Origin of the sequence: Neobacillus sp. FSL H8-0543 (genome assembly GCF_038592905.1) — a bacterium.
Classification (GTDB): domain Bacteria; phylum Bacillota; class Bacilli; order Bacillales; family Cytobacillaceae; genus Neobacillus.
The window spans coordinates 194,580-217,500 of the sequence record NZ_CP151943.1 but is presented as its reverse complement, the minus strand read 5'-3'; the positions used below and the strand labels follow the sequence as shown (position 1 = coordinate 217,500).

The 22,921-nt window shown below is 40.0% G+C and carries 23 protein-coding genes and 2 rRNA genes (1 of these 25 running past the window's edge); 21 read left to right on the top strand and 4 right to left on the bottom strand.

From position 1 onward, the window contains the following. The 3 genes from NSS81_RS01130 to NSS81_RS01120 form a co-directional block, all read left to right on the top strand. Positions 1-1,707: ribosomal RNA gene (locus tag NSS81_RS01130) — 23S ribosomal RNA — on the top strand (it extends 1,228 nt beyond the left edge of the window). 82 nt (positions 1,708-1,789) lie between these two features. Next, positions 1,790-1,906, top strand: a 5S ribosomal RNA gene (gene rrf, locus NSS81_RS01125). 367 nt (positions 1,907-2,273) lie between these two features. Next, a complete protein-coding gene (locus NSS81_RS01120; protein WP_342431742.1) occupies positions 2,274-3,263 on the top strand; it encodes a catechol 2,3-dioxygenase in 990 nt (329 codons plus the stop codon). 134 nt (positions 3,264-3,397) lie between these two features. On the opposite strand, the gene NSS81_RS01115 is transcribed toward NSS81_RS01120, so the two are convergent. Then, entirely contained in the window at positions 3,398-4,171 is a 774-nt protein-coding gene (locus NSS81_RS01115) for an IclR family transcriptional regulator (protein WP_342431741.1), read from the bottom strand. Positions 4,172-4,409: 238 nt separating this feature from the next. Here NSS81_RS01115 and NSS81_RS01110 point away from each other — a divergent pair, with 238 nt between their 5' ends. The 9 genes from NSS81_RS01110 (at position 4,410) to NSS81_RS01070 (ending at position 13,612) form a co-directional block, all read left to right on the top strand. Continuing rightward, entirely contained in the window at positions 4,410-5,399 is a 990-nt protein-coding gene (locus NSS81_RS01110) for a catechol 2,3-dioxygenase (protein ID WP_342431740.1), read from the top strand. Positions 5,400-5,431: 32 nt separating this feature from the next. After that, positions 5,432-6,343, top strand: coding sequence for an acetaldehyde dehydrogenase (acetylating) (locus tag NSS81_RS01105; RefSeq protein ID WP_342431739.1), 912 nt, complete (start codon positions 5,432-5,434; stop codon positions 6,341-6,343). Beyond that, complete coding sequence (gene dmpG / locus NSS81_RS01100) at positions 6,340-7,353, top strand: 4-hydroxy-2-oxovalerate aldolase (protein WP_342431738.1); 1,014 nt, start codon at positions 6,340-6,342, stop codon at positions 7,351-7,353. Before NSS81_RS01105 ends, dmpG begins: the two co-directional genes overlap by 4 nt. A gap of 20 nt (positions 7,354-7,373) precedes the next feature. Next, complete coding sequence (locus tag NSS81_RS01095) at positions 7,374-8,156, top strand: 2-keto-4-pentenoate hydratase (protein WP_342434157.1); 783 nt, start codon at positions 7,374-7,376, stop codon at positions 8,154-8,156. A 16-nt stretch (positions 8,157-8,172) separates the two neighbouring features. Then, entirely contained in the window at positions 8,173-8,970 is a 798-nt protein-coding gene (locus tag NSS81_RS01090) for a fumarylacetoacetate hydrolase family protein (RefSeq protein ID WP_342434156.1), read from the top strand. Positions 8,971-8,997: 27 nt separating this feature from the next. After that, the gene (locus tag NSS81_RS01085) at positions 8,998-9,198 is read left to right on the top strand and encodes a 2-hydroxymuconate tautomerase (protein ID WP_342431737.1); all 201 of its coding nucleotides are present in this window, start codon (positions 8,998-9,000) and stop codon (positions 9,196-9,198) included. Beyond that, complete coding sequence (locus NSS81_RS01080) at positions 9,195-10,667, top strand: aldehyde dehydrogenase (protein ID WP_342431736.1); 1,473 nt, start codon at positions 9,195-9,197, stop codon at positions 10,665-10,667. The genes NSS81_RS01085 and NSS81_RS01080 overlap by 4 nt, the downstream gene beginning before the upstream one ends. Before the next feature lie 382 nt (positions 10,668-11,049). Beyond that, positions 11,050-12,498 carry a cardiolipin synthase gene (gene cls / locus NSS81_RS01075; RefSeq protein WP_342431735.1) on the top strand — a complete coding sequence of 483 codons (1,449 nt, stop codon included), beginning with the start codon at positions 11,050-11,052 and terminating at the stop codon, positions 12,496-12,498. Between the two features lie 184 nt (positions 12,499-12,682). Further along, positions 12,683-13,612 (top strand): alpha/beta hydrolase, encoded by a 930-nt coding sequence (locus NSS81_RS01070; RefSeq protein ID WP_342431734.1) that lies wholly within the window; start codon positions 12,683-12,685, stop codon positions 13,610-13,612. A gap of 68 nt (positions 13,613-13,680) precedes the next feature. Here NSS81_RS01070 and NSS81_RS01065 read toward each other — a convergent pair whose 3' ends face one another. Then, positions 13,681-13,989: a hypothetical protein gene (locus NSS81_RS01065; protein WP_342431733.1), complete on the bottom strand. Its 309-nt coding sequence runs from the start codon at positions 13,987-13,989 to the stop codon at positions 13,681-13,683. Positions 13,990-14,451: 462 nt separating this feature from the next. On the opposite strand from NSS81_RS01065, the gene qoxA reads away from it, so the two are divergent. The 4 genes from qoxA to qoxD are packed head-to-tail and all read left to right on the top strand — an operon-like array spanning position 14,452 to position 18,249. Continuing rightward, positions 14,452-15,369: a cytochrome aa3 quinol oxidase subunit II gene (gene qoxA / locus NSS81_RS01060; protein WP_342431732.1), complete on the top strand. Its 918-nt coding sequence runs from the start codon at positions 14,452-14,454 to the stop codon at positions 15,367-15,369. A gap of 53 nt (positions 15,370-15,422) precedes the next feature. After that, positions 15,423-17,369: a cytochrome aa3 quinol oxidase subunit I gene (gene qoxB / locus NSS81_RS01055; protein ID WP_342431731.1), complete on the top strand. Its 1,947-nt coding sequence runs from the start codon at positions 15,423-15,425 to the stop codon at positions 17,367-17,369. Further along, a complete protein-coding gene (gene qoxC / locus NSS81_RS01050) occupies positions 17,369-17,965 on the top strand; it encodes a cytochrome aa3 quinol oxidase subunit III (protein WP_342431730.1) in 597 nt (198 codons plus the stop codon). The genes qoxB and qoxC overlap by 1 nt, the downstream gene beginning before the upstream one ends. Before the next feature lie 2 nt (positions 17,966-17,967). Beyond that, entirely contained in the window at positions 17,968-18,249 is a 282-nt protein-coding gene (gene qoxD / locus NSS81_RS01045; protein WP_342431729.1) for a cytochrome aa3 quinol oxidase subunit IV, read from the top strand. Between the two features lie 19 nt (positions 18,250-18,268). On the opposite strand, the gene NSS81_RS01040 is transcribed toward qoxD, so the two are convergent. Continuing rightward, the gene (locus tag NSS81_RS01040; protein WP_342431728.1) at positions 18,269-18,529 is read right to left on the bottom strand and encodes a hypothetical protein; all 261 of its coding nucleotides are present in this window, start codon (positions 18,527-18,529) and stop codon (positions 18,269-18,271) included. A 169-nt stretch (positions 18,530-18,698) separates the two neighbouring features. Between NSS81_RS01040 and NSS81_RS01035 the strand changes: the two genes are divergently transcribed. The 5 genes from NSS81_RS01035 to NSS81_RS01015 all read left to right on the top strand — a co-directional run bounded on the left by NSS81_RS01035 (position 18,699) and on the right by NSS81_RS01015 (position 22,295). Next, positions 18,699-19,289 (top strand): TetR/AcrR family transcriptional regulator, encoded by a 591-nt coding sequence (locus NSS81_RS01035; protein WP_342431727.1) that lies wholly within the window; start codon positions 18,699-18,701, stop codon positions 19,287-19,289. Next, entirely contained in the window at positions 19,286-19,642 is a 357-nt protein-coding gene (locus tag NSS81_RS01030; protein ID WP_342431726.1) for a multidrug efflux SMR transporter, read from the top strand. The genes NSS81_RS01035 and NSS81_RS01030 overlap by 4 nt, the downstream gene beginning before the upstream one ends. Before the next feature lie 2 nt (positions 19,643-19,644). Next, entirely contained in the window at positions 19,645-19,956 is a 312-nt protein-coding gene (locus tag NSS81_RS01025; protein ID WP_342431725.1) for a multidrug efflux SMR transporter, read from the top strand. 209 nt (positions 19,957-20,165) lie between these two features. Then, a complete protein-coding gene (locus NSS81_RS01020; protein ID WP_342431724.1) occupies positions 20,166-20,852 on the top strand; it encodes a BsuPI-related putative proteinase inhibitor in 687 nt (228 codons plus the stop codon). 258 nt (positions 20,853-21,110) lie between these two features. Then, positions 21,111-22,295 (top strand): glucose-1-phosphate adenylyltransferase, encoded by a 1,185-nt coding sequence (locus NSS81_RS01015; protein ID WP_342431723.1) that lies wholly within the window; start codon positions 21,111-21,113, stop codon positions 22,293-22,295. Positions 22,296-22,384: 89 nt separating this feature from the next. Here NSS81_RS01015 and NSS81_RS01010 read toward each other — a convergent pair whose 3' ends face one another. Then, positions 22,385-22,834, bottom strand: coding sequence for a S1 domain-containing RNA-binding protein (locus NSS81_RS01010; RefSeq protein ID WP_342431722.1), 450 nt, complete (start codon positions 22,832-22,834; stop codon positions 22,385-22,387). Positions 22,835-22,921 lie beyond the last annotated feature (87 nt).

Below are 22,921 nucleotides of genomic sequence, written 5' to 3'. Positions count from 1 at the left end.
TCAGTGGTAGGAGAGCGTTCTAAGGGCGTTGAAGCTAGACCGTAAGGACTGGTGGAGCGCTTAGAAGTGAGAATGCCGGTATGAGTAGCGAAAGATGGGTGAGAATCCCATCCACCGTATGCCTAAGGTTTCCTGAGGAAGGCTCGTCCTCTCAGGGTTAGTCGGGACCTAAGCCGAGGCCGAAAGGCGTAGGCGATGGACAACAGGTTGATATTCCTGTACCACCTCTTTATCGTTTGAGTGATGGGGGGACGCAGGAGGATAGGGTAAGCGCGCTGTTGGATATGCGCGTCTAAGCAGGTAGGCTGAGAAGTAGGAAAATCCGCTTCTCGTGAAGGCTGAGCTGTGATAGCGAGGGAAATATAGTACCGAAGTTCCTGATTCCACACTGCCAAGAAAAGCCTCTAGCGAGATAAAAGGTGCCCGTACCGCAAACCGACACAGGTAGGCGAGGAGAGAACTAAGGTGAGCGAGAGAACTCTCGTTAAGGAACTCGGCAAAATGACCCCGTAACTTCGGGAGAAGGGGTGCTCTTTGGGGTGAATAGCCTCGAAGAGCCGCAGTGAATAGGCCCAGGCGACTGTTTAGCAAAAACACAGGTCTCTGCGAAGCCGCAAGGCGAAGTATAGGGGCTGACGCCTGCCCGGTGCTGGAAGGTTAAGAGGAGGGGTTAGCGCAAGCGAAGCTCTGAATTGAAGCCCCAGTAAACGGCGGCCGTAACTATAACGGTCCTAAGGTAGCGAAATTCCTTGTCGGGTAAGTTCCGACCCGCACGAAAGGCGTAACGATCTGGGCACTGTCTCAACGAGAGACTCGGTGAAATTATAGTACCTGTGAAGATGCAGGTTACCCGCGACAGGACGGAAAGACCCCGTGGAGCTTTACTGTAGCCTGATATTGAATTTTGGTATAGCTTGTACAGGATAGGTAGGAGCCTGAGAAGCCGGAGCGCTAGCTTCGGTGGAGGCGTCGGTGGGATACTACCCTGGCTGTATTGAAATTCTAACCCGCACCCCTTATCGGGGTGGGAGACAGTGTCAGGTGGGCAGTTTGACTGGGGCGGTCGCCTCCTAAAGAGTAACGGAGGCGCCCAAAGGTTCCCTCAGAATGGTTGGAAATCATTCGCAGAGTGTAAAGGCACAAGGGAGCTTGACTGCGAGACCTACAAGTCGAGCAGGGACGAAAGTCGGGCTTAGTGATCCGGTGGTTCCGCATGGAAGGGCCATCGCTCAACGGATAAAAGCTACCCCGGGGATAACAGGCTTATCTCCCCCAAGAGTCCACATCGACGGGGAGGTTTGGCACCTCGATGTCGGCTCATCGCATCCTGGGGCTGTAGTCGGTCCCAAGGGTTGGGCTGTTCGCCCATTAAAGCGGTACGCGAGCTGGGTTCAGAACGTCGTGAGACAGTTCGGTCCCTATCCGTCGTGGGCGCAGGAAATTTGAGAGGAGCTGTCCTTAGTACGAGAGGACCGGGATGGACGCACCGCTGGTGTACCAGTTGTCTTGCCAAAGGCATCGCTGGGTAGCTATGTGCGGACGGGATAAGTGCTGAAAGCATCTAAGCATGAAGCCCCCCTCAAGATGAGATTTCCCATAGCGTCAAGCTAGTAAGAACCCTGAAAGATGATCAGGTTGATAGGTCAGAGGTGGAAGCGCGGTGACGTGTGGAGCTGACTGATACTAATCGTTCGAGGACTTAACCATATTTAAAAGGCGAACTTGTTTTATTTTCTTCTTCAAGCATTATCTAGTTTTGAGGGAATGAAAATTTTCTCTAATTAAATAGTCTGGTAATTATGGCGAGAAGGCCACACCCGTTCCCATACCGAACACGGAAGTTAAGCTTCTTAGCGCCGATGGTAGTTGGGGCAGGCGCCCCTGTGAGAGTAGGACGTTGCCAGGCACATTTAAGAGCAACCTTAATTGGTTGTTTTTTTGTTTTACGGAATATCCGATTTTTATATATGAGGAATTTTATATAAGCAAGCCCGATAGTGTCCAACGGAATTGATCCTTCCAAAAAACCGACAGGAGATATTAGTTTTTTAAAAATTTTCTGACATATGATGTCGTTGTAAAGGATTGTCAGATAAATTAACATAAAGTTAGTGTTAAAGAAGTTCAGTGAAGGAAACATGAAGAAAATTCAAAATGTGGAGATGATAGAAGTAGTATCTAAAAGGACCTTAAAAATGTAAGCGGTATCAATTTGTAGGGGACTGGTTTTGTATGTACTCATTATCATTTAATTAAAATCAGGGGGAATAAAAATGAAAAATTACCAAGAACCAAATTATGATGTGGCTCAATTTGCACATGTGGAGATTCTTTCTCCCAAACTTGAAGAATCAGTTGAATTTTTTACTAGATTTCTAGGGATGGAAGTAACTGCTCGTGTAGGTCAATCTGTTTATCTTCGTGCATATGAGGACTTTTACCATAACACACTAAAAATTACGGAAGCAAAGGAAGCAGGAGTAGGGCATGTAGGCTGGCGTGCATCCTCACCTCAGGCTCTTCATCGCAGAGTGGAGGAAATTGAAAAAACTGGATTAGGGTGTGGGTGGATTGATGGCGATATCGGTCATGGTGAGGCCTATCAGTTTACAACACCTGATGGCTATAAAATGGAAATTTTTTGGGAAGTTGAATATTATATACCTCAGGAAGATCAAAAATCAAAACTATTAAATCGTCCTTCAAAACGACCTGATCATGGTGTACCTGTTCGTCGTTTAGATCATATTAATTTAATGACCTCTAATCCGGAAGCAGATACAAACTTTATGTTAGATACTCTAGGGTTCCGGCTAAGAGAGCAAATCAGAGATAACGGCAATGTGCTCGGAAGTTGGATAAGCGTCTCCAATCTTGTTCATGAAATTGCCTTCATGCAAGAGCCTAACCGTGAAAAAGGCAAGCTCCATCATCTTTGCTATTGGTATGGGATTCCGCAAAATCTTTATGATATTGCAGATTTACTTAAGGATCATGGTTATTTTGTTGAGGTTCCTCCGAATAAACACGGAATTAGCCAAGCTTTCTGTATGTATGTATATGAGCCAGGAGGAAATCGAATTGAGCTGTTTGGTGATACGGGATATTTAATTATGGATCCAGATTGGAAGCCAGTCATTTGGGAAATGGAGGATGTACCAGGCAATGGTGATACATGGATTGGTACTGCATTCCCAGAATCTTGGTGGTTGCGCGGTACACCGGTTACAAAAGTAAAGTCACCTGAAGTAGTGAAGCCATAATTAATAAATTAGTAATAATTGAAAAAAGACCAAAAAGCTGGAGGCGGATCTTTACATCGTTCAGATAATGATGAATCCGCCTCCACAATTTTCCTCTTGGCCTCACGGCGAACAGGTCACCATTGGAACCATTTTCATCTCTTCCAATAACCAAGTCTCTCAGAAATTAAATCACCTGAACGGATTAGTTCACTAGCAAAATAGTGAATCCGTTGTTTTGAAAATCTAGGACTTGGTCCGACTAGATTGATAGCGGCAATGACTTTACCAGAATAATCTCTTACTGGAGCAGATACGGAAGTCACTCCCAGATTATATTCCCCAACGCTGACCGAATACCCTTGATTTAAGATGGTCTTCAACTCTTTGCGGAAAATATCTGGATTGGTAATCGTATGAGGAGTTAGGGAATCAAGTCCATTCTGCAAAATAAGTTCAACAAAGTAGTTGTCACTGTGAGCAAGCAGAAGCTTGCCAGAACTAGTGCAATGAGCGTAATTGTGGAACCCCAGGTGGGACTTCACTTGGGAGCTGCCCTCACTTTCTACTTTACCCAAATAGACAATTTGACTATCTTCTAAGATAGCGAGATGGGCAGTTTCCCCGCAATTAAATGCTAGTTTTTTGAGGATTGGAAGTGATTCAGTGTGTAGATCGATGTTGCCAAGGACAATCGAGCTCAATTCTACAACAGATAAGCCCAATTCATATTTGTTGGTTTCAATATTTTTATGTACCAAACCTTCTGATGCTAGTGTCACTAGAATTCTTTGAACGCTGCTTTTTCCTAATCCAAGCTCTGCAGCAAGTTCGCGTACCCCTTTTTGTGGCTGATCCATTTTAAAAGAGCGTAGAATCCGGATAGCATTTTTTACTGAAGAGAGCAGATTTTCTTGTTCTGGAATCATAGTTTTCTCCCATCATGAAAAATAATATTAAAATTCAGAAAGTGTCCCGTATAAAGGGACGGTCATGTTGTATGCCTATTTACTATCGATTAACATATAAGCATACAGCAAGATTTAGACAATTTCGAAAAGAGTGACACCGTCTATAATGAAAACGGTATCATTTTTCAGTATATTACGTCAATATAGTTTTTTACGTTTCAAAATTTTAAATGAAGAATCCAGGGAGGAACTGTACATGACCAATTTTAAGGAACCAATTTTTGATGTTGCACAACTAGCACACGTGGAGATTCTTTCTCCAAAACTTGAAAAATCAGTTGAATTTTTCACAAGATTCTTAGGAATGGAAGTAACTGCTCGTTCAGAAAAATCTGTTTATCTTCGTGCTTATGAAGATTTTTACCACAATACATTAAAAATAACGGAGTCACCGGAAGCAGGAGTAGGACATGTAGCATGGCGTGCAACTTCACCTCAAGCGCTTCAACGTCGAGTGGAGGAAATTGAAAAAACTGGGTTGGGCAAAGGCTGGATCGATGGAGATATTGGTCATGGGAAGGCATACCAGTTTACGACGCCTGATGGTCATTTAATGGAAATTTTATGGGATATGGAATACTACGACGTTCCAGAAGAACAAAGATCAAAATTATTAAATCGTCCTTCAAAGCGTCCAACTCAGGGTGTGCCAGTACGACGACTTGATCATATTAATTTAATGACTTCTAACCCTGGAGAGGATACAGATTTCTTACTAGATCAGCTAGGGTTCCGTTTAAGAGAGCAAATCCAAGATAATGGCCATGTGCTTGGAAGCTGGTTAAGCGTTTCCAATCTCGTCCATGAAATTGCCTACATGCAAGAGCCTCAGGGAGTAAAAGGAAAACTCCATCATCTTTGTTACTGGTATGGAATTCCACAAAATCTTTATGATCTTGCGGATTTGCTTAAAGACCATGGTGTTTTCGTTGAAGTTCCTCCCAATAAACATGGAATCAGCCAAGCGTTCTGTATGTATGTAATTGAACCAGGCGGGAACAGAATCGAATTGTTCGGAGATGCAGGCTATATTATTACCGACCCAGCATGGAAACCTGTCGTGTGGGAGATAGAGGATGTACCAGGCAACGGAGACACTTGGATCGGTACAGCATTCCCTGAATCTTGGTGGACGCAAGGTACACCACTTACAGTTGCCAAGCCTGTTGAAGTAGTAAAACCTTAATTCCTAGAATAATAGAAAGAGGGTGAGAGATCTTGACTAAAGTAAAAACTGCGATTTTAGGATCAGGAAATATTGGAACAGACTTAATGTACAAAATATTAAAAACTGAGGGAAATTTGGAGTTAGCGATGGTGGCAGGGATTGACCCTAATTCAGAAGGGCTGGCAAGAGCTCAGGCTAAGGGAGTTCGTACAAGCCATCATGGAATAGATGCAATATTGGAAGACCCAGAGATTAAGATTGTTTTTGATGCAACTAGCGCAAAAGCACATAAGTTGAATGCAGAAGCATTACGTGAACGGGGAAAATTGGCAATTGATATGACTCCTGCAGCAGTAGGACCGTTTGTTGTCCCTACCGTGAACTTAAATGAACATATTGAAGCCATGAACGTAAACTTGATTTCGTGTGGCGGGCAGGCGACTACCCCTCTTGTTTACGCAGTAAATCGTATTGTACCTGTTCATTATGCTGAAGTCATTGCAACGGCAGCAAGTCTTTCGATTGGACCGGGAACAAGACAAAATGTAGACGAATTTGTTCGGACGACGGCAAATGCCGTTCATAAAGTTGGCGGGGCAAAAATAGCAAGAGCGATTCCTGTTTTTAATCCTGCAGAACCACCGATTAATATGACGAATTCAGTTTATGTAGTCATTAAAGAGGAGTTTGATGAATCAGCTGTCATTTCTTCTGTTCAATCGATTGCAGATGAGATTTCCAGCTATGTACCTGGCTACAGATTAAAAGGCACCCCATTTATTGATTACCGGGAAACCCCTTGGGGACGATTACCGACCGTGGTGATCATGAATGAGGTTGTCGGTGCAGGAGATTTTTTCCCTACATATGCGGGAAATTTAGATATCATGACAGCCTCAGCACATAGAGTAGGCGAGGGCTATGCCGCGCATTTTCTAGGAACTAAGGAGGTAAGCCGATGAAAATACCAAGACTTACAGATACGACACTACGAGATGGCGATCATGCTATAGCCCATAGTTATACTCCGGAAATGATAAGGACGATTGTTCGGAGTTTAGATGAAGCAGGTGTACCTGTAATCGAGGTCAGTCATGGTGCAGGGTTGAATGGTTCAACAATTCAGCAAGGATTCTCTGTTCATTCTGAATTTGATTTGATTAAAGTGGCTGTCGAAACAGCGAAACAAGCAAAAATTGCCTCGTTGTTCGTTCCAGGAATTGGAACGAGCACCGAGTTAAGAAAAGCAGCTGAAATTGGTATCTCTGTCATCCGTATTGCTGTACATTGCACGGAAGCAGATGTAACAGAGCAATATTTCCGGCTAGCAAAAGAATTGGGGCTTGAAACAGTAGGTTTCTTAATGATGTCGCATACGCAACCTGCCAGAGTCCTTGTAGAGCAGGCTAAGTTGATGGAATCATATGGTGCTGATTGTGTCTATGTCGTCGATTCCGCTGGGGCGCTCGTTCAAAGTGGTGTGAGGGAGAGGGTTTCTGCTCTAAAAGAAGCATTATCCATTGAAGTCGGTTTTCATGCACATAATAATCTTGGCTTAGCGATTGGTAATACTATTACGGCGCTAGAAGCTGGTGCCGATCAAATTGACGGCACCCTCAGGGGACTTGGAGCAGGAGCAGGGAATGCACCGACGGAAGTACTAGTGGCTGTCTTAAATAAGATGAATCTAGAAACAGGGATTAACTTAGCGATTTTAATGGATGCTGCCGAAGAAGTTGTAGCTCCAATTATGGAGGTTCCAATTGTTATTGATCGTGACAATTTATCTAGTGGTTATGCAGGCGTGTATAACAGCTTTTTATTACATGTAAGGCATGCAGCGGAAAAGTTCGGTGTTCCAGTCTCAGAAATCATGGAGGAATTGGGCAAACGAAATGCAGTTGCAGGACAGGAAGACTGGATCTTAGATGTGGCAGTTGAATTAGCAGAGAAAAAAGGCTTGAAAGTTTAGCAGTAGATTAGGAGGAAACGATTGTGACGATCATTCAAGAAGCTGCAAGCCGTTTATTGGAAGCAGAGGAAACGAAAAACGTAATTGAACCGTTAACGGTTTCCTATCCAGGGATTACAGTGGATGAAGCCTACTATACTCAATTAGAGATTATCCGCAGAAAAGTAGAAAAGGGTGGAATCATTGTCGGGAAGAAAATTGGGGCAACAAGCAAAGCCATTCAAAATATGTTTGGCGTCAACCAGCCTGATTATGGACATTTATTGGCTGATATGATGTATGTCGAAGGGGAAACCGTTTCACTTGATAAATATATTCAACCCAAAGTTGAATTTGAAATTGGCTTTATTTTGAAAAAGGATTTAAAAGGTCCGAATGTTTCTGTTCTCGATGTGATTGAAGCCACGGAATATATCGTTCCAGCAATTGAAGTGATTGATAGCCGGATTGGTGATTGGAAAATCAAATTTGAAGACACAGTAGCAGACAATGGTTCTTCGGCTGCTGCCATTATTGGCGGAAAGCCGACAAAGCTTGAAGGACTGGATCTTACCCGTATCGGAATGGTTGCTTATCGTAACGGAGAAATGATTGATTCAGGTGCTGGTGCAGCCGTCCTTGGAAATCCGCTTCGTTCCGTTGCCTGGCTGGCAAATTCTTTAGGTAAATACGATGTGGCCTTAAAAGCGGGTGAAATCGTTCTCTCTGGGGCGTTAACAAGTGCAATCGAAGTAAATGAAGGTGACACATTTACCGCTGAGTTTGCTCATATCGGTTCAGTCACTGCTTCCTTTAAACGATAAAAATAGAAATTAGGTGATAAACATGATTAAGACGGATGTAATCGATCAGATTGCCTTTGAACTTTACGAGGCGGAAAAACAGAAAAAGTCGGTTAATAAGTTTGTTGAAGTCTATCCGGAATTGGATGAAGCATTAGCCTATCAAGTACAAGAACGCTTAATCGAAATGAAATGCAAGGAAGAAAACACAAAAAGAGTCGGGCGAAAGCTAGGATTAACGAGTAAGGCAAAACAAGTAATGATGGGTGTTCATGAGCCGTCCTACGGGGTATTGCTTGAAAGTATGCAATTGTCAGAAGGAGAGCGAGTTTCCCTTTCACCATTTATTCATGCAAAAGTGGAACCGGAAATTGCGTTTATTTTTGAAAAGGAACTGATAGGTCCTCATGTAACGGTCGCAGATGTACTTGCTGCTACAAAATATGTAGCCCCTGCAGTAGAAATCATCGACAGCAGATTTCAAGGGTTTAGCTTTACACTTGCAGATGCGGTTGCGGATAATTCCTCATCATCAAGGTTTATTATTGGAGAGAGATTTTACTCACCAGAAAAACTTGATTTGAAGCTAATGGGAATGGTGTTCAAGCAGAACGGAGAAGTTGTTGCTACTGGAGCTGGTGCAGCTGTAATGGGGCATCCAGCGAGAGCGATAGCTTGGCTTGCGAATAAGCTGTATAAGGTGGGACAAAGCATTCAACCTGGCGAAGTCGTGTTAAGTGGCTCTTTATCTGCTGCAATTAAGATTGAAGCAGGTGACCATTTTTCCGCAAGCTTTGATGGAATGGGTTCCGTAGAAGCTGTATTTACTGAATAAACAACAAGGCGAAGGGAGAGATTTTGAATGCCATTTATTCAGATTAATATTCTTAAAGGTAGATCGCCTGAAAAGAAAGAACGATTGATTAGAGAGGTTTCCGACTTAGTATCTGAAGTGTTAGAGGCTCCCGTCCAAAATGTGCGTGTCATGATTAATGAAGTAGAAGCGGAACATTGGGGAATCGCAGGAGAGTCGGTTAAGAAGAGAAATGAGGTTACAAAATGACCCAAGTACAAACAGGAATAAGAGAAGTTGGTTTATATATAAATGGTGAATATGTACAAGCAGTCAATGGAGTAACCTTTGATGTAAAAAACCCTGCTACTCAAGAAATCATTGCAAAAGTAAGTGAAGCAACAGAGGCAGATGTGGATAAAGCCTGCCGCGCCGCAAGGAATGCTTTTGAAAATGGCCCATGGCGGACAATGACTGTAGCGGAGCGCACGGCAAAACTTCGTCGTATGGCTGAAATCATCCTTGAACGCAAGGAAGAAATCGCTCGTCTGGACGCTACAGATGTTGGGAAACCCTATCACTCAGCCGTTGAACACGAAGTTCCACGAGCAGCAAACAATATCAAATTCTTTGCCGATCTCATTGAAAAGCAGGGCGGAGAAACGTATCCGATGGAAGAGGAGTACCTGAACTATACTCGTCACGAACCAGTTGGGGTTGCTGCGCTCATTACCCCTTGGAATGTACCTTTTATGCTGACAACCTGGAAGCTTGGTCCATGCCTTGCAGCAGGAAACACAGCAGTGATTAAACCAGCAGAAATGACACCGCTGTCCGTATCTTTACTGGGTGAAATTGCAAAAGAAGCTGGAATACCAGATGGTGTGGTAAATATCGTTCATGGTCTTGGCGGGGTTGTTGGAACGGCCCTCACTACACATCCTGAAGTTGACCTTGTATCATTTACGGGTTCTACCGCTACGGCGAAACGAATCATGAAGAGTGGAGCAGATACGTTGAAAAAGGTTTCCTTCGAACTCGGGGGTAAAGCAGCTAATATCGTGTTTGAAGATGCGAACCTTGATAAAGCCATACCCGTTTCGATTCATGCAGCCTTCATGAATTCTGGGCAAATATGTCTCGCAGGATCAAGAATTTTAGTTCAACGCTCTATCTTAGAAGAGTTTCTTGAGAGATTTAAGAAAGCGGCTCTAGAACTGAAAGTAGGAGACCCGCAAGACGTAGAGACAAAAATGGGTCCAGTTGTTAGTGAAGAGCATTATAAAAAAGTAACGAGCTACCTAGAAATTGCTAAAGAGGAAAATGCAACATTAATTTGTGGTGGAAAGCGACCTGATCTGCCGGATTATTTACAAAATGGGTATTATTTAGAACCTACTGTGTATGTTCAAGAAGATTCAAAATCTCGAATTTGCCAAGAAGAAATTTTTGGCCCAATCGTAACCATCATTCCATTTGATACAGAGGAAGAGGCACTTAGAATTGCAAATGATACAGAATACGGCTTAAATGGCGTGGTTTGGACGGAGAACCTCCAGCGTGCCCACCGTATTTCTCATTCTGTTCGTGCAGGCACCATTTGGGTGAATTGCTGGTTTGTCCGCGACCTCCGTGCTCCATTTGGCGGATTTAAGAAAAGCGGAATCGGACGTGAAGGCGGTCATTACAGTCTGGAATTCTTTACGGAAGCGAAAAATATTTGCATTGCATTGAAGTAGTATTTTGACAATGAAGAATTAGAGGAAAAGGCGTATGGTGTAAGTGACCCCGTACGCCTATTCTATTAATTTAGTTTCCTTATATCATAAAAAAGATTTCCTTGTGTAATTCATAAGGAAATCTTTTTTTGCATAAAAGAAGAATAGCGGGTAAAACACTCTATTTGGAAATAGGGAGAATCATTATGCAGATAAGCCTCTGAAAAAGGCAGATAGGACGGACAATTGGGCAGGTAGGATGACCTCTGATGTAAAAGATAAGCCATTGTTTCTTGCTTATAACAGGAAGTATTGTTAAAGGTAAAGTATAATGAGGTTAAGATAGAATAAATATTTCCATATTTGATAAAGTGTCTCTATTACCTTGGAAAGGGGTTATTTGATGAATTTTACTTCCGTTTTACTTAGTTTAATTCTCGTATTAAACATCATTATGGCCCTTTTTGTAATTTTTAAAGAACGGAGGGACGTTGGCTCCTCATGGGCATGGCTATTAGTACTATTTTTCATCCCTATTTTAGGGTTTATCTTGTATCTGCTTTTGGGACAAAATTTGAGTCGAAAGCGCCTATTTCAATGGGATGACATTAAAAAGACTGGCTTCGAGGAAGTGCTGGAAACTCAAATAACAACACTTCGTGCCAATAAATTTAAATTTTTCAATCAGGTTACCAGCAATAGTCGGGACCTAATTTATATGCACTTAATCAAAAACCAAGCCATCTTAACGGAAGATAATAGTGTACAAATCATTACAGATGGAAAAGAGAAATTTGACCAGTTATTTAAAGATATTAAAAATGCCAAGGAGTATATACATATCCAATACTACATCATCAAAAATGATAATCTTGGCAAAAAATTAATTGAAGAGCTAACGAAAAAAGCCAAAGAAGGAATAAAAGTCAGAGTCTTATATGATGAACTTGGTTCACGGGGCTTGCCTAAACGTTTATTTAAGGATTTCCGTGCCGCAGGTGGACTGGTTGAGGTGTTTTTTCCTTCTAAATTTCGTTTTATTAATCTGCGAATGAACTATAGGAATCATCGGAAGTTAGTGGTTATAGATGGGAAAATCGGTTATGTTGGCGGCTTTAATGTTGGAGATGAATATCTGGGACTTAATGCGAAATTTGGATATTGGCGCGATACACATTTAAGGATTCAGGGTATGGCGGTATATGCGCTGCAGGTTAGGTTTATTCTGGATTGGAATCAGGCTTCAGATGTAAATGATGTTTACTATGTTCCTAATCTATTTCCGGAAAATGTATCCCATGGAGCGGTTGGAATACAAATCGTAACAAGTGGTCCAGATTCTGAGTTAGAACATATAAAAAACGGTTATATTAAAATGATTATGTCTGCCAAAAAATCCATTTATATTCAAACTCCGTATTTTATTCCTGATGCAAGTTTATTAGATGCACTAAGGATTGCTTGTTTATCTGGGATTGAAGTCAATATTATGATTCCTAACAAACCCGATCATCTATTTGTTTACTGGGCTACACTTTCACATATTGGCGACTTGCTAAAAATTGGCGCAAATGTATATATTTACAATAATGGATTTGTCCATGCAAAAACGCTTGTTGTGGATGAAGAAGTCTCATCTGTTGGCACAGCGAACATAGATTATCGCAGTTTTAAGCTCAATTTTGAAGTAAACGCGTTTTTATATGACGAAGAGATTTCTAAAAAACTGACAAGAATATTTAAGGAAGATATGTTAGTTTCCAAATTACTCACATTTGAAGAATATCAAAAACGATCATTGGAAGTGCGACTGAAGGAATCAGTTTCCAGGTTGTTATCTCCTATTTTATAAGGAATTACTGCATTACAGCCGCCTTTTTAGGCAGGCTGTTTTTCTATCTGAAATATTATTTCAATACTAGAGTATCGGTTTATAAATCTTATTTAAAATAGTAGATACCTATTTGCAGGAAAAATAAGGATATGTAACGAATGAAGTAATTGTTAGAATATTATAACAGAAGGTAGGCGAAAGAATGACACTTGATCCACAAACGAAATTTGTATTAGATCAATTGGCTGCTGCAGGTGCACCGCCAATGGAAACGTTGTCTCCAGAGCAGGCAAGGGCTGCATTCATTATGCCGCGTGGCGCAATCGAACCTGTTGGCAAGGTTGAGGATCGGACTGTTCCAGGTCCTGAATCGGATATTCCTGTACGTATCTATTATCCTATGGAAACACAGGATACGTACCCGGCACTTGTTTTTTTCCATGGTGGCGGTTGGGTAATCGGTAATATTGATTCTCACGATGATGTCTGCAGAGCACTTACAAACCACGCTAACTGTGTGACCATTTCAGTAGATTATCGATTAGCACCGGAACATAAATTTCCCGCAGCGGTGGTAGATTCCTATTCCGCTGTTCAATATGTTTATGATCATGCGGAAGAGTTTCAGGTAGACCGCACGAGGATTGCAGTTGGCGGCGATAGTGCTGGCGGTAATCTAGCAGCTGTTGTTACGAATCTTTCAAAGGACAGAAAGGCTCCAGAGATATGTTTCCAGCTTCTCCTCTATCCTAGTACAAATGTAGGAGGGAAAGCCACGGTTTCAATGAAGGAAAATTCTGAGGGCTATTTCTTAACAAAAGGAACAATGGAATGGTTCCGTGAATGCTATTTAAACAGTGAAGAGGATAAACAAAACCCGCTGGTATCTCCATATCTTTATGAGGATGTTAATGGCTTACCGCCAGCGTTAGTGATTACCGCTGAGTATGATCCGCTAAGAGATGAGGGTGAGGCTTACGCGAAAAAGTTAGCTGATGCTGGTGTCGAAGTCGAAGCTGTTCGCTATGCTGGTACAATCCATGGCTTCATCAGTATGTCAGCCGTTATAAATCAAGGTAAAGATGCCCTAGAAAAAGCGGGTATCGCCTTAAAGCGTGCCTTTTATAAATAATTTAATTGTTAGCGATCCCAAAGGTAAAAAAAGTCATGATTTCATTAAGTGAAATCATGACTTTTTTTCTACCGGTTTATCCTCTTTAAAACACTCTCTTCAAAATTTGCTTTGTCAATGTCCAAACCGATGATTTCATTTCTAAATGATTTGAAACGGCCATTTTCTACCTCTAATGTGAAATATCCTCTAGGGCTTGCGGGGTTAATGTCTCCAATAATATTTTTCCTTTGTGTTGGATCGAATAAATTAATTAAGTTTGGGTTGCTTGGATGTGGTTTAAACCTGCAGCCATTTTCTATACAAATTTTTACTATATTACGAACCTTCGGATGAGCGATGCTATCAATTTTTTTGGTTATTTCTACACTAATCATTTTTGAACACTCCTTTCCCATCATCAAACAATATGCGGAGGGTAAGGGAAATATGATACGCATAAAACATCCTATTAGTTCATGAGAACGAAATAAAAATATGATTTAATTACTATATTTAATTTGCAGAGGATGAATAATAAAAAAAGAGCTTGGAAATCGTTTTCTAAAAACGGCTTCCAAGCTCTATTAGTTTATTTAACTTTAAAAGGAGAAGTTTACTACAATTGGCTATACTTGGTAATCAAATTCATTATATCTTTTACATGATAATCGATTTCTAAATTAAATGCTAATGATTGCTACTGGAAAATAAACAATCATTCTTATTTTTGAACATTTTGTGACATATTTCACATTCGAATGACTTTTTAATTAAAGTCATTATAATATGAAGAGATAAGTGTGATATATATCACAGTCTATATAAAGACTTTAAGAATTGTAGAAAGGGGTACCACAATGAAATTTAAATGGGTTGTTTTGTCTTCAATATTTACCATTTTCACATTGCTTACAGGTTGCGAGCCGTTAATGGTTTTAGATCCTAAAGGACCACAAGCCAAAACACAAGCAGATGACATCATATTATCAATTATTTTAATGTCAGTAATCGTCATCGTAGTATTTGCTATGCTTGTATATATGTTAATAAAGTTCCGTGCTTCAAAACAGAGTAAAGATTATGAGCCACCACATATTAAGGGAAGCTTATTGGTTGAAGCAGTATGTGTAGGAATTCCGGTGTTAATCGTTATATTCCTTTCTGTTATGTCTGTTAAATCAAATTATGAAGTAGAGTCAACACCGAAAGGCTATGAAAATAAAAAACCATTAATCATTTATGCTTCCTCCTCTAACTGGAAATGGCATTTTAGTTATCCAGAGGAGAACATCGAAACGGTTAACTACTTATATATTCCGACCGACCGTCCAATCGAATTTAAACTTTATTCCTACGGACCTATTACAAGTTTTTGGATTCCTCAGCTCGGTGGCCAAAAATATGCCATGTCTGACATGGTTAACACCTTACATTTAGCTGCAGATGTTCCCGGGGAGTTCATGGGCAGAAATGCAAACTTTAGCGGGAAAGGATTCGCAGAAAATACATTTAACGTTGAAGCTATGCCTAAAGATGAATTTGAAGAATGGGTAGAAGAGGTAAAAGAAACGGCAAAACCGTTAACGGAAGAAAAATTTGATGAGTTATTAAAACCAGGCCATCTTGGACAGTCCACCTATACGGGCACACATTTAGGATTTATGCCTCCTCCTGAGGGTGAACACGGTGGACATAATCATAGTTCCAACGATTCTGAGAAAGCATCTGCAAATGACTCAAATGAGTCCGAAACAGAAGCACACCAAAATCATTAAGAGTTTGCTAGTTTTAGCTGACAAGAAAGTTACTCGAAAGGAGATATACTAGCATGGATTTCTTTAGTCGCTTTGCTGTTCCACACCCGAGTCCTGCGATTTACGCCTCAATGGTTGCCATTGGTCTGACCGTGATCGCGGTTATTGCTGGGTTAACATATTTTAAGAAATGGGGTTATCTGTGGCGTGAATGGTTAACAACAGTAGACCACAAACGAATCGGTATTATGTATTTAATCTCGGCATTGATAATGTTATTCCGCGGCGGGGCGGATGCAATAATGATGCGAGCCCAACTTGCGGTACCTGAAAACAAACTATTAGATGCCCAGCATTATAATGAGATTTTCTCCACACATGGGGTGGTAATGATTATCTTTATGGCGATGCCATTCATCATGGCATTAATGAACTTTGTTGTACCATTACAAATTGGGGCGCGTGACGTTGCGTTTCCGCGCTTAAATGCACTCAGTTTCTGGTTATTCTTTGCCGGTGCAATGTTATTAAACATCTCATTCGTCGTCGGCGGTTCACCTGATGCAGGATGGACTTCGTATTTCCCCCTTGCGGGTAATGAATTTAGTGAATCAGTCGGAACGAACTATTATATGTTCGCTCTGCAGATTTCAGGTCTCGGTACTTTGATGACTGGGATTAACATGATTACGACTATTTTAAAAATGAGAGCGCCAGGTATGACAATGATGAAAATGCCAATGTTCACATGGTCATCATTAGTTGCTAACATCATCATCGTTTTCGCTTTTCCTGTGTTAACAGTAGCTCTGCTAATGGGTACAATGGATAGGCTATTTGCAACTAATTTCTTTACCACTTCAAATGGCGGGATGGATATGCTTTGGGCTAACTTGTTCTGGGTCTGGGGACATCCTGAAGTGTATATCTTAATTCTGCCGGCGTTTGGTATTTATAGTGAGATTATTTCAACCTTTTCAAAGCGTAATCTCTATGGCTATAAATCGATGGTTGGCTCAATGGTTATCATTTCATTACTTTCTTTCTTAGTTTGGACTCACCATTTCTTTACTATGGGTCAAGGTGCTCTTACTAACAGTATCTTCTCGATTACCACTATGGCGATAGCTGTACCAACCGGAGTGAAGATCTTTAACTGGTTGTTCACGCTTTGGAAAGGGAAAATTGTTATTACAACACCTATGTTATATTCAATCCTGTTTTTACCGACGTTTACCATCGGTGGGGTAACAGGTGTGATGCTCGCGATGTCAGCAGCGGATTACCAATATCATAATACGATGTTCTTAGTCGCTCACTTCCATATGGTAATTATTCCAGGAGTGGTCTTTGCGATGCTGGCTGGGCTAACCTACTATTGGCCGAAAATGTTCGGTTTCATGCTGAATGAAAAGATTGGGAAAATTGCCGCTTGGGTGATTTCAATTAGTACCCTTGTCGCCTTTATGCCGATGTTCTTTTCTGGTTTGGATGGGCAAGCACGTAGAATGTACACTTACTCTGAATCAACTGGATTTGGAATTTGGAATATGATTTCCTTCATCGGGGCATTTGGAATGGCAATAGGCTTTGCATTAATTGTCTATAACATCTACTACAGTACTCGTTATGCTTCAAGAGATATTGGTTCAGATCCTTGGGATGCACGTTCACTTGAGTGGGCCACGCATAACCCTGTTCCAGAATATAACTTTGCAATTATTCCACAAGTTGAATCATCTGAAGGCTTATGGGATGCAAAGAAAAAGGGGCATGTTTTATTTAAAGGAGATTATGAAAAAATCCATATGCCAAATAACAGCGGGGTACCATTTATCATGGGGGCGATCTTCTTCGCTTGGGGATTCTCATTTGTATTCGGATTATGGATTCCAGGCATTCTTACTACCATTGGTATCTTTGTCTGTATGGCTCTCCGTTCCTTTGAGAAGGATCATGGACGTTATATTTCTGTTAAAGAAATTGAAGAAACTGAAACCAAAATGCGAGGTGCGAAATAATGAAAATAGATCACTCGCTTCCACTTGAATATAGTACAGACCAAAATAAGCTTAACATTTTAGGGTTTTGGATTTTCTTGGGTGCTGAAATTATGCTTTTCGGGACACTGTTTGCATCCTATTTCACCTTAGTGGATCGGACAGGAACAGGACCTACAGGGGCAGAAATTTTTGAAATTGCTCCAGTACTGATAGAGACTATTTTACTTTTAACAAGTAGTTTTATCATTGGTTTGGGAATCCATGCCATGAGAATCGGCAACAAGAAAGCCATGATGATATTCTTTGGGATTACACTGCTGCTTGGTGCGGGATTTTTAGGATTTGAGATATATGAATTTGTTCATTATGTTCATGTAGGAGCAGGACTGCAAACAAGTGCCTTTACGGCGATCCTTTTAACCACATTAGGCACACATGGAGCACACGTAACCTTTGGATTAATCTGGGGAATCTTTATCCTCCTGCAGATAAAAAAGCGTGGCTTGACTCCTGAAACAGCAAATAAATCGTTTATCTTTTCTCTATACTGGCATTTCTTAGACGTTGTTTGGATTTTCATTTTTAGCTTCGTCTACCTGAAAGGAATGATGTAAACATGAAAGAATTATTCCCGATGAATCAGGTTATGGGATTTGTCTTTTCATTACTGCTTACAACAGTTGCTTTGTCGGTTTATTTTTTAGATATGAGCTTTGCTGTTGGAATGACAATCCTGATCGTAACAGCATTCATACAAGCGGCGGTTCAACTGATCGTGTTTATGCACGCTGGTGAAACGAACGACAAAGGGGCAATTTATACCAATATTTATTATGGTATATTCATTGCATTAATTACGGTTTTTGGAACATTACTAACAATGGTTTGGGATATGTAAAAAAGAATGGAGCGTCATTTTACAATGGCGCTCCATTTTTTGATTTCATTTTTGTTACCTCAATACCCTTGAAGGATTTTTCCAGCATCTCTTCAGTTGCTACAAAAAAGACACCCATTAGAAAAATAAACACGGCACCCATAATCGTGCCAATACCGATGCCAGTCATTGCACTGGAACCGTTTGCAAAAAAGCCAAGTGAAAAAATAATCATTCCAATGGTAAGTATGGATGCCCCTACATATTTAACCGCATTTAAGATAGTAAAGTTAGATTCCATTATGCAGCCTCCTTTTTTATATATTATTCACTTTGTTCACAAAATTGTCAAAACTATTTTTCTAAATGCATTGATTTATTTTACTAATTAAATCACTAAAAAATATAAATTGACAAATTATTTATAATGAGAGAAAATAAACCTACCGAACGTTAGGTAGGTGTTGTTGATGAGTGCAGCCAAAATACGAGATGTCGCACTAAAGCATTTTGCCCATTTTGGGTATGAAGGTGCGTCCTTAAGTAAGATCGCTGAAGAAGTGGGAATAAAAAAACCAAGTATATATGCGCATTACAAAGGAAAGGATGATCTGTTTTTATCCGTTGTCGGGCATGTATTATATATAGAAAGAAGGCGGATTTTAACCTATTTTCAAACAAGCGAAAGTTTACCGCTAAAAACAAAATTACATGGAATATTTGAATGGTTAGAACAAGGATTCAATGAATCGAGTACAACTAAACTTTTTCTAAGAATTTCTTTCTTTCCGCCACCCGCGCTTTTTGATGAAGTGACGAAAATTGTTAATCCATTTCTTGATGGACTGAAAAGGAATCTTATCAAACTCCTGAACCAGGCAAAAATAAAGGGTGAATTAAGCGGTAATAATATAGAAGCAGTAGCAATTGCGTATCTCACGCTAATTGATGGAGTATTGGTTGAGCTTTTATATGGGGGAAATCAAAGGTATAAAATCCGGGTTGATGCTGCTTGGCAAATTTTTTGGCAAGGAACCAGCTGCAGGGAGGGAAAAGAATGAATAAGTATTGGCTTGCTGTGTTGTTTGCGGGTATGTTTGAAGTCGTGTGGGTAGCTGGCCTAAAACACTCCGATAGCCTATTAGAATGGACAGCGACATTGATTGCTGTTGTGGCAAGCTTTTATGTGCTGATCAAAGCAACGCACTACTTGCCGTTAGGGACAGTTTATGCCGTTTTTACTGGAATTGGAACAGCGGGAGCGGTTTTGGCGGAAATGGTCATATTTGGAGAACCGTTTAATTTTTACAAACTTCTATTGATAGGTACACTGCTAATTGGAGTGATTGGATTAAAAATGGTGACGGGTGAACCGTCTGACCAACAAGAATCGAATGTAAAAAGAGGGGCTTAATAATGGATTGGTTTGCTTTAATACTAGCTGGCAGCTCCGAAGTTCTCGGGGTGCTTAACATTAAACGATTGACAATGAAAAAATGGGACGGAGCTATTTATTTAATTCTTAGTTTTGGGGCGAGTCTATTCCTTTTATCGTACGCCATGAAAACGATACCGATGGGAACGGCTTATGGAGTTTGGACAGGTATAGGTACAATAGGTTCTACCTTATTAGGAATGTTTTTATATGGTGAACCAAAAGAATGGAAAAGAATCTTTTTTATTGCACTGATTCTTGCTTCTGCGATCGGTTTAAAACTCATTTCATAAGGACTCTGATAACAATATGTTATTCAGAGTCTTTTTTTTTTAAAATGCTTTTAACCAGTGTATTTTTCTATGCGGTAGCTTTTTTGTCATCCGTCTATTTTTGTGAGGAATAAAATTTATGCATGGACTGTGTAACCTCTATCTCCTTTTTAACGACTATACCGTTGAACCAGTAAATTCCACTTATTGAATAAAAGGAGAGTATAATTATGCTTAACAATAAAATTACTATTGTGCTGAGTACAGTAGTAATAATAGGATTATTAACTGGCTGTGGAAAGGGAGCAAATACTAATGGCAGTACTGGAGGTGTAAAATCAGATTTACCACCCCAGGAGGAAATTGCAGCTGAATTCCATTCTTCCATTACAACAAAGGAAGAGAACAATTCTGTTGTTGTTACTTACAAGGTTAAAAATATCTCTGGGAAACCTAAAAAACTTACTTTTCCAAGTGGACTAAAGGCAGATTTTATCGTTTATAATCTGAAGGGGGAAAAAGTAAAGCAGTATTCTGATGAAGTTTCATCTACACAAGCTATAATTGAATTAACCCTAGAAAATAACGAAGAGATTATAAATGAGTTTATCATTTCTGATTTAGCCAATGGTCAATACAAAATAGAGGTTTTTTTAACAGCCAAAGAAGAAGAGGCAAAAGTTGTAATGGACTTATTTGTTGAGAGTTCTTTATATTCGCAGGGCTCAGGTGAACTAGTTGGCCAAATTGATCCACATTCAATTGAGTTAATATATGAAGGTAGTGAAGAATCATTTCAATTATCTCAAGAAGCAATCCAACAATATCCATTACTTAAAGAAGGTAACACGGTTTCATTTATATTTACGGAAAGTGAAATTGGTCAAAAGACAATAGAGAAGTTTATAATTGAATAGCTATTAGGTAAGATACAATTCCTTATTGAGAAAACTCTAGATGACATTTCTAGAGTTTTTTAATTCTTAAGAAGCGACAATTATAGCCTTTTTAAGTGTTTTTTGCTTTTTGAGTGTCGATTAAAAAGTAAGAAACGTTCATAGAACTGTAACAACTAACCAGAGATTCTAGAAAATATAGGTAATAATAAAAGTATAAACGGAAACGATAAACAACCAGAGATGCATTGTGAAATGATAAACAAGGAGGTGATGAAAATGAGAAAACAAAAATGGATCGCTATGCTTTTGGCTGGTGGAAAGGGGACAAGATTAAAACCGCTGACAAATAATAGTGTAAAACCAGCAGTTCCGTTTGGTGGAAAATACAGAATTATCGATTTTGCTTTAAGTAACTGTAAGAATTCAGGAATTGAGACAGTTGGGATATTAACAGACTATAGGCCGCTTGTTTTATATTCGCATCTTGGAATTGGTTCCAGTTGGGCTATGAATGAGAAGAAAGGAGGTGTCACATTTCTTCCCGAATACCTAAGGAAGGGAGGGGGGCAGGGTACTTCACATGCTGTGTATCAATATATTGAATTTATCGAGCTATATAGCCCTAAATACGTGCTCATTCTTTCTGCTGATCAGGTTTATAAGATGGACTATTCGCTGATGCTTGAGCAGCATATTGAAACACAAGCAGACTGTACGATTGCCGTAGTTGAGGTTCCATGGGAAGAAGCAAACCGATTTGGGATTATAAAACTTGATAGGACTACCTTGAAAATTAATGATTTCGAAGAAAAGCCAGTTAAACCGACATCGAATTTAGCTTCGATGGGTGTCTACATTTTTAGTTGGCAGGTTCTGAAGGAATATTTGTGGAAGGAGGAGCAAAAGGAAATTAGTGATAAGGATTTTGGTAAGGATATCATACCCTCCATGTTGAGAGATGGTATGAAGCTATATGCCTATTATTTTAATAAGTATTGGAGGGATGTAGGGACTGTCTTTAGTTATTGGCAGGCGAACTTAGACCTATTAAATAAGGAAAAAAATATTTTCCTGAAAAATCCAGAATGGAGGATTGACACAGTAACAAGGTATGGACCACCGTTATTTATAGATGAAAGAGCAATGGTGCATCATAGCTTATTAAGTGAAGGATGTGAGATATACGGAACAATTGAAAAATCAGTAATATTTAACGGTGTAAAGGTAGAAAAGGGAGCCTCAATAAAAAACTCTGTTATCTTGCCTGATACAATTATCGAAAAAGATGTTTGGATTGAAAATGCAGTAATTGGAAGTCAATCGTTGATTAGAAATGGAGTGATTATGATTTCGAGGGATCCCGAAATGAATTTACTAGTTGTTGGACATCAAAAAACCATAGATCCAACGATGATGGAGAATACTAATAAAAATAACGAAAGAACATTACTGTCGTCATGAACAGGAGGATGGGCTGCACAACGACAAAGAAGGCAAGCCATATTAAGTGGCTTGCCTTTATTTAATGATGAAGAAAGATATGCGACAGTTTATCCGCGTCTTCCGCCTCTGCCGCCGCGTTTTGTTTCGGTGCTGCGTTTAATACTAGTTAAGTTTTCTTCGCTAGTCTTTAAAAAACGAGCCATCTTATCTTCAAAATTTTCCTTTGGTTTAAAATTGCTTTTTGAACGGAAGTCCTTAGAGTTCCTATCATCTCTTCCTTGGCGTGGTGGACGCTTGGAATAAGAAGATGTTTGTCCTTCAGGTCTGTCTATAGCTTGTTTAATGGACAAGGCAGTTTTACCGTCTTTTTCACTAATTACTTTTACTTCAATTTGGTCGCCTACTTTGAGGTGATCATTTACGTCTTTTACATAGCTATCAGCAACTTCACTGATATGCACAAGACCTGTTGAGCCTCCTGGCAATTCAACAAAAGCTCCAAAATTAGTAATACCTGTTACTTTACCTTGTACCTTGCTGCCTACTTCAATCGACAAAAAAAGTTCCCCCTTAATAATGTTACACCAATATATTATAACAAATAATATAAACAATATCAATCTGACTTTCCAATCCTTTTATTG